At 32.2% G+C, this 2,183-nt stretch carries 2 protein-coding genes; both read left to right on the top strand.

Translation table 11 applies throughout. The annotated features are described in order from the left end of the window. The first annotated feature begins 167 nt into the window (after positions 1-167). Complete coding sequence (locus ACW9UN_RS17045) at positions 168-896, top strand: hypothetical protein (protein WP_459487571.1); 729 nt, start codon at positions 168-170, stop codon at positions 894-896. A 258-nt stretch (positions 897-1,154) separates the two neighbouring features. After that, positions 1,155-1,976, top strand: a complete 822-nt coding sequence (locus ACW9UN_RS17040) for a hypothetical protein (protein WP_459487570.1) — start codon at positions 1,155-1,157, stop codon at positions 1,974-1,976. Positions 1,977-2,183 lie beyond the last annotated feature (207 nt).

The raw sequence follows: 2,183 nt of genomic DNA, 5'->3' as shown, positions 1-2,183 counted from the left end.
TACTCAAACGTATCGCAACAAAACATAACACCGTGTAAAATTTATTGCTTTTTCGGGTTTTTCTTACGAAAAACCTCAGAAACGCTAAAGTTTAGGCTAAATAGCTTTTTTTTCGCTAAATTTACGCAACAAATAATACACATAAACGTTAGCTGCAATATTGACAAATGATAAATAAGAAAAAACATACTTTAGTTTTATTACAAACAGTCGAAAGACTTTTTAAACGGATTCGAACGTTTGTCGAAGTCAACAATGACATTCTGGAATTGACAAAAAACGAACCATTCGAATTAGTGATTGAGGACAAATCAAAATATTCGGACTTTAAATTTTCTGTCTCAAATCCTTCTCAAAACTCAAGCAACAAAATAATTTTCCAAGCCGAATACAACCCAACAAATGGAACTTCTCTTGACTCAAGAAAAGTCGGAACTGAAGAAAATTCAATTGTTACATTATTGGAACAATGGACAAATCTAATTAAGGCATATAATAAAACGGAACTATCAGCAGAGGAAAGTATCTTAAACGAGTACGAACAGGAATTCTATGCGAATTTCGAAATTCTTGATGAAGATGCAGACACAAAACCTTATGAACTGGAAAAGCAAGTGATTATTCATAATTACTTCGTAAACGTTATCCATATTTTAAAGCAAAACGAAAAGGAAAACGCAGACTTAATTAAGGAAGCGGAAGAAATAAAAGAAGATATTCCGTCAATGACAAAACGAACAACTGTAAAAAGAATTAGTGGATTCTTTGCAAAAGTTCGGAAAAAGAGCCTGCCGTTGCTCAAAGAGGTGTTGGAACTTGGACGAAAGGAAGTTTTCAAAAGAGGTATTAAATTCTTACTTGATAATTTTGGCGATTGGATTACAATGATTGGATAAAAAATACAGCAGCTAACAACGGCTATAGTTCATTACGGCTGAAATTCCTAATCGGAATTTCGAGCCTTTTTGCTAATTTTATGGTTACGGCGGAATGATACTCGCGTACCATTCCGTAACGAAACCATAGCCCAAACCGTTAGCCACAAGATTGAAAAAATATGTTTAACAAAATTGAATTTTCCGACCTATACAAGTTTATCACTTCTACAGGATTAATAATTGTCGGTTCTGCTTTTTTTAATTCCTTGGCTTTTTATGAAACAAGACCAAGGATTGGTTGTTTCCGAAAGGGATTATCAATTAATGAATGAAAGTGCACGTACACTTTTAGATTCTCGAATTCAACTTAACTTATTAATTTCTAAATCCATCCTATATATTTCAATTACCTTATTTGTAATTGGAATAATATCTATGTGCTACGGAATTTGGAAATGGTCCAAAAAACAAAAAATATTAGATGAATTTCAAAGTATTGACATTGCAGAGAAAAGAGCAAATCAGAAAAACTTAAAACCTAAAGAGGTTTTGGAAAAGGCTGATTCGGAAATCGAAGACGAAATAAAAGCGGAATCTGATATAATAAAAGAAAAACCTGAAAAGAAAATTTCAAAGGAAAGTAGAAATGAACTGAAAACTAATTTAATCGATTTAGAAAATCATTTTTACCAAAAGTTACTGGATTATAACACTTTCAATTATAAAGTGAGTAACAATATCAAGATTGCTGACAAATATGAGGTTGACTTATTATTAAATGCCTACAATAATTCTAAACATCGAGATGTTTTAGTCGAAATTAAATACCTGCAGAATAAATTAAGTATGCAACTTATCAGAGATTCATACAAACAGTTTAGACGCACATTTAGCTATTATGCTCAAACAACAAAAAGAAAAGGAACTATGGTTTTCATAGTAGTCTATAAAGACAATATAGCTTCCGACGAACAAATGAACAGATTTATTAAAGCTTACTTCGATTTTAGAGACGAAATTAATAACCCTAACATTAAGTTTTTGATTATGGATGACAAAGAAGCTGAAAGATTTGATGTTAAACAATTAATGGCATAAAAATCCAGTGGCTAACAACGTGTATAGCTCATTGCGGCTGAATTCCTAATCGGAATTCATTGCAATTTGCTATCTTTGGGTTACGGCGGAAAATCATAGCTGATTTTCCGCAACGAGCCATACACAAGACCGTTGTAAATAATGCGTGAATCCACTCAAACTCGTGAAAGTTGGAGTTTTAAAAATGGTGAAATTTGAGCAAAACGT

It is taken from the genome of Polaribacter litoreus (assembly GCF_054584775.1).
This window is presented reverse-complemented; position numbering and strand designations above follow the sequence as displayed.

Coding starts and splice junctions, on each gene's coding strand:
- ACW9UN_RS17045 (WP_459487571.1), top strand. CDS start 168: ATGATAAATAAGAAAAAACATACTTTAGTTTTATTACAAACAGTCGAA.
- ACW9UN_RS17040 (WP_459487570.1), top strand. CDS start 1,155: ATGAAACAAGACCAAGGATTGGTTGTTTCCGAAAGGGATTATCAATTA.